The following is a 4,816-nucleotide window of genomic DNA, read 5'->3' as shown; positions in this document are numbered from 1 at the left end:
GTACGCAACAAGCCGAAAAGATTGCTTTCGAACTTGCCGAGCTCGGCATCGCTGTTATCAGCGGGTTGGCGCTTGGAATTGACGCAGCCGCGCACCGCGGCGCGCTTTCTGCGCGCGGAAAGACAATCGCGATACTCGGATGTGGGGTGGATGTCGTATATCCGGGCGAGCACAAGGATCTTTACGACCAGATAGCGCGCGACGGTTTGATCGTTTCTGAGTATCCGCCGGGAACGGAGCCGCATGCAGCTCATTTCCCCGAGCGAAACCGAATCATCAGCGGGCTGTCGCACGGGGTTTTCGTAGCGGAAGCGGCGCGCAAAAGCGGCGCGCTCCTCACAGCGCGCCATGCCGTGGAGCAGGGGCGTGAGGTTTTTGCGCTTCCGGGGCTTGCGACAAATCCGCAATGCAAGGGATGCCATCATTTGATTAAAACCGGGCAGGCTTCGCTGGTTGAAAATGCGGACGATATTTTGATCGCGCTCAATCTCTCCAAAGAGGAATTGCTGTTCGGCCGACAGGCCAAACCGAAGCAAATGACAATCGGATACAGCGCCGAAGATGAATCGGAAGGCGAAATTGAAATGGAAGTTGACAGAAGCGGGTATACTCCTGCGGGCCTGTCGCCGGAAGAGCGGCGGGTTCTCGAACTCGTGAGCTACGAGGGAACGCACATAAACGAAGTCGCGCGTGAAACGAAAATGTCGATCGCGGAGCTGAGTGCGCACCTGACAATGCTGGAGATTCGCGGACTCGTGACATCCACCAGCGGCGGCTATTACCAAAGAGTATAAAGTACCGGTGACAGATGACGAAATTGCTTATAGTTGAAAGCCCAACGAAGGAGCGTACGCTCTCGAAGTTTCTCGGCAAGGATTTCAAGGTGATTTCCACGGTAGGACATTTCCGCGATCTGCCCAAAAGCAAACTGGGAGTCGACATCGAAAACGGATTCGAGCCCGATTACCAAATTATCGAAGGCAAGGAAAAGGTTATCAAGGAAATTAAGTCCCAAGCGGCCAAGGCGGATGCGATTTACCTGGCGCCCGATCCTGACCGCGAGGGAGAAGCCATCGCCTGGCATGTAGCAAGCGTTCTGGGCGGAATAAGGCATGCACCCAAATCCATTTACCGAGTTGAATTCCACGAAATTACGAAAAACGCCGTAACCTCGGCAATCAAGCATCCGCGCGAAATTGATCTTCAGCTTGTCGATGCGCAACAAGCCAGGCGCGTACTCGACCGCCTTGTCGGATACAAAATCAGCCCGATACTATGGAAAAAAGTTCGTACGGGATTGTCCGCCGGGCGCGTTCAAAGCGTCGCTGTCAGGCTCATCTGCGAACGCGAGCTGGAGATTCGGTCATTCAAGCCCGAGGAATACTGGAGCATCCTAGCGTTGCTCGAAACCGCGCGGGGCGAGCGATTTTGGGCGAAGCTCGCGAAGATCGACGGCAAAGAATTCAGGATTCCGGACGAGACGGCAGCCAAGGCGATAGAAGGCGAACTTTCCGGTAAACAGCTGGATGTCACTTCTGTCTCCGAGAAAGAATTCACTCGAAAGGCCCCACCGCCTTTTATTACAAGTACGCTGCAGCAGGAGGCGAACCGCAAGTTTGGGTGGAGCGGCAAACGCACGATGCAGATCGCCCAGCAGTTGTACGAAGGTGTGGATTTGGACGGAACGACCGAGGGTTTGATAACGTACATGCGTACGGACAGCGTTCGCATTTCGGAAGAAGGAATCTCGCAAGCACGCGCGGAAATAAAGGCCAGGTTCGGCGGGGAGTTTCTTCCCGCTTCCGCGAACGTATTCAAAGGCAAAGGGCAGATCCAGGATGCGCACGAGGCTATAAGACCGACGGCTGCCTCCCATCATCCGGAAGATGATGTCATAAAGCGATCGCTGAAGCCAGATCAGCTTAAGCTGTACAACTTGATATGGCTGAGGTTTGTGGCATCCCAAATGGCAGCCGCCAAGTTCTCGACGCGGACCGTTGATTGCGAATCGGGCAAGTACCTATTCCGCACCTCGGACACAAGAACTTTGTTTCCTGGATTTCTCGCGCTTTACGATCCGCGTGCCTCCGAGCTGCGCAAAGAGGAGGATGCAGGGGAAGACGAAGGAGTTCCGATTCTTCCCCTGCCGAGGGAAATTTCGAAGGGCGACAAGCTTGCGGTTTCGGAATTCAAGCGTGCGCAGCATTTTACGAAACCTCTGCCTCGATATAACGATGCTTCTTTGGTGAAGGCTTTGGAGGAATTCGGCATTGGCAGGCCGAGCACTTATTCGACGATCATAGACACGATAATTCAGCGCCAATACGTGACTCGCGAAAAGCGAAGCTTCGTACCGACCGAATGGGGATTCCTTGTGACGGATTTGATGAAGGAATATTTCTCGGAAATCGTGGACGTCGGATTCACGGCGGGAATGGAAGAAAAGCTTGACGGAGTGGCTGAAGGCAAAGAAGGCTGGAAGGATCTTGTTTCATCTTTTTGGAAGGTGCTTGAAGAAGACCTGGCCAGCGCGGAAAAGGATCCCCGTAAGTTCAGGCCCGAACCGGTATTGACCGAACACGATTGCGAAGTTTGCGGGGCGAAAATGCTCATCCGGCAAAGCCGGTTCGGCAAGTTCCTCGGATGTAGCAGGTTTCCCGAGTGCAAGCACACCAAGCCGCTGGACAAGAACGGCGATCCCGCGGAGGGACGAACTAACGGCGCGGTGCCGCTTGGCGAGAAATGTCCGGAATGCGCGGGCGAGCTTCTCGTGCGGATTAATAAGTGGGGCGGTCAATTCGTCGCCTGCAGCGGCTTTCCCAAGTGCAAGTACAGCAGGGAGCTCCAAACGGTGTGCCCCAAGTGCGGCGGATCGCTGGAAAAGCGCGCGATGCCTAACAAAAGAAAGGTCTACGTTTGTACCGACGAGAAAAATTGCGGGTTCAAGCTGTTCGGAACCCCTCTGCTGGACAGATGCGATAAATGCGGTTATTTCTTGGCGGAGAGGAAGGACAAACTATCGGGAGACAAAGTTGTTTTCTGCAGCAACGTGGAGTGCGAGAACAACGGCGGAATCCTTACTTGAAAAATCCGTGCGTGAAATCCGGCCGAAGGGAATTTGTTTGGGAAATTTGCCAAACCTGTTGACAAGCGGCGAATAGAGGGATATCCTAAGAGTTCGCTTTTTGGCGGTGGTGCACGTTGATTTTGCGCGTGCCGGCGTAGCTCAGTGGTAGAGCGACTGATTTGTAATCAGTTGGTCACCCGTTCGAATCGGGTCGTCGGCTCGCCCGGCAAAATGCGGTGGGGTACCCGAGTGGCCAAAGGGGGCAGACTGTAAATCTGCTGCGTGATCGCTTCGGAGGTTCGAATCCTTCCCCCACCATTTTTACGCGGGAGTAGCTTAATGGTAAAGCTCAAGCCTTCCAAGCTTGTGACGCGGGTTCGATTCCCGTCTCCCGCTAGGCGATCATCCCGCCCACATAGCTCAGACGGTTAGAGCGCATCCTTGGTAAGGATGAGGTCACCAGTTCAATTCTGGTTGTGGGCTCATCTCGAACTCGGTTGCTTTTGTGGTGTTTTCGCCCGGGGGCGAAGGAAATCAGTTCAAGGAGCATCAGGAATGGCGAAGCAGAAGTTTGATCGGACGAAGCCGCATGTGAATGTGGGGACGATTGGTCACGTAGATCATGGGAAGACCACGTTGACGGCGGCGATGACGAAGGTGCTTGAGAAGCTTGGACAGGCTAAGTTCACGTCGTTCGACGAGATCGACAAGGCGCCGGAGGAGAAGGCGAGAGGGATCACGATAGCGACGGCGCATGTGGAGTACGAGAGCGAGAAGCGTCACTATGCGCACGTGGACTGTCCCGGGCATGCGGATTACGTGAAGAACATGATCACTGGAGCGGCGCAGATGGACGGTGCGATACTGGTGGTATCTGCCGCGGACGGGCCGATGCCGCAGACGCGTGAGCACATTTTGCTTGCGAGGCAGGTGGGTGTGCCGTACATCGTGGTGTTTTTGAACAAGGTGGACATGGTGGATGATCCGGAGATCATCGAGTTGGTGGAGGTGGAGATCCGGGAGTTGTTGACGAAGTACGAATTTCCCGGGGACAAGACGCCGATCATACGCGGGAGTGCGTTGAAGGCGCTTGAGTCGTCCGGGGATCGCGGGCCGGATAATGAGTGCATATTCGAGCTGGTGCATGCGCTGGACGAATTCATCCCGCAGCCGGAGAGGGACATCGACAAGCCGTTTTTGTTGGCGGTGGAGGATGTGTTCACGATAACTGGGCGTGGGACGGTTGCGACAGGGCGAGTGGAGCGCGGGAAGGTGAAGGTGGGAGATGAAGTGGAGATTGTTGGAATACACCCGACGCGCAAGACGGTATGCACGGGAGTGGAGATGTTCCGGAAGCTGTTGGACGAGGGAGTGGCAGGGGACAACGTTGGGTTGCTGCTGCGCGGGGTGGAGCGAACGGGGATCGAGCGCGGTCAGGTGGTGGCGAAGCCTGGGAGCATCACGCCGCACACGGAGTTTGAGGGGAGGGTGTACGTGCTGAAGAAGGAGGAAGGCGGCCGGCACAAGCCGTTCGTGAGCGGGTACCGTCCGCAGTTTTACTTCCGGACGACGGACGTGACTGGAGCGATCGAGCTGCCGGAGGCGGCGAAGATGGTAATGCCTGGAGACGACGTAGACCTGAAGGTGACGCTGATCAACCCGATTGCGATGGAAGAAGGGATGCGGTTTGCCATCCGCGAAGGCGGACGCACCATCGGCGCAGGCCGCGTAACCAAGATCTTGAAGTAA

The 4,816-nt window shown here is 55.6% G+C and carries 3 protein-coding genes and 4 tRNA genes; all 7 read left to right on the top strand.

Translation table 11 applies throughout. The features are described from left to right. On the top strand, nucleotides 1-794 hold a 794-nt coding region (gene dprA, locus HRF49_04490; GenBank protein MEP0813904.1), incomplete at its 5' end, for a DNA-protecting protein DprA. A gap of 14 nt (nucleotides 795-808) precedes the next feature. Next, nucleotides 809-3,085 carry a type I DNA topoisomerase gene (gene topA, locus HRF49_04485; protein MEP0813903.1) on the top strand — a complete coding sequence of 759 codons (2,277 nt, stop codon included), beginning with the start codon at nucleotides 809-811 and terminating at the stop codon, nucleotides 3,083-3,085. 130 nt (nucleotides 3,086-3,215) lie between these two features. Further along, nucleotides 3,216-3,287 (top strand) — tRNA-Thr (locus tag HRF49_04480). A gap of 15 nt (nucleotides 3,288-3,302) precedes the next feature. Next, nucleotides 3,303-3,385 (top strand) — tRNA-Tyr (locus HRF49_04475). 7 nt (nucleotides 3,386-3,392) lie between these two features. Then, nucleotides 3,393-3,463, top strand: a tRNA-Gly gene (locus HRF49_04470). Between the two features lie 13 nt (nucleotides 3,464-3,476). Beyond that, nucleotides 3,477-3,550 (top strand) — tRNA-Thr (locus HRF49_04465). A 72-nt stretch (nucleotides 3,551-3,622) separates the two neighbouring features. Next, nucleotides 3,623-4,816, top strand: a complete 1,194-nt coding sequence (gene tuf, locus HRF49_04460) for an elongation factor Tu (GenBank protein ID MEP0813902.1) — start codon at nucleotides 3,623-3,625, stop codon at nucleotides 4,814-4,816.

The sequence above is a fragment of the bacterium genome (assembly GCA_039961635.1).
GTDB lineage: Bacteria > 4484-113 > 4484-113 > JAGGVC01 > JAGGVC01 > JABRWB01.
This window is presented reverse-complemented; position numbering and strand designations above follow the sequence as displayed.

Bases quoted from the DNA above. Each gene is read 5' to 3' on its own strand.
- tuf (MEP0813902.1), top strand. From the start codon at position 3,623: ATGGCGAAGCAGAAGTTTGATCGGACGAAGCCGCATGTGAATGTGGGG.
- topA (MEP0813903.1), top strand. From the start codon at position 809: ATGACGAAATTGCTTATAGTTGAAAGCCCAACGAAGGAGCGTACGCTC.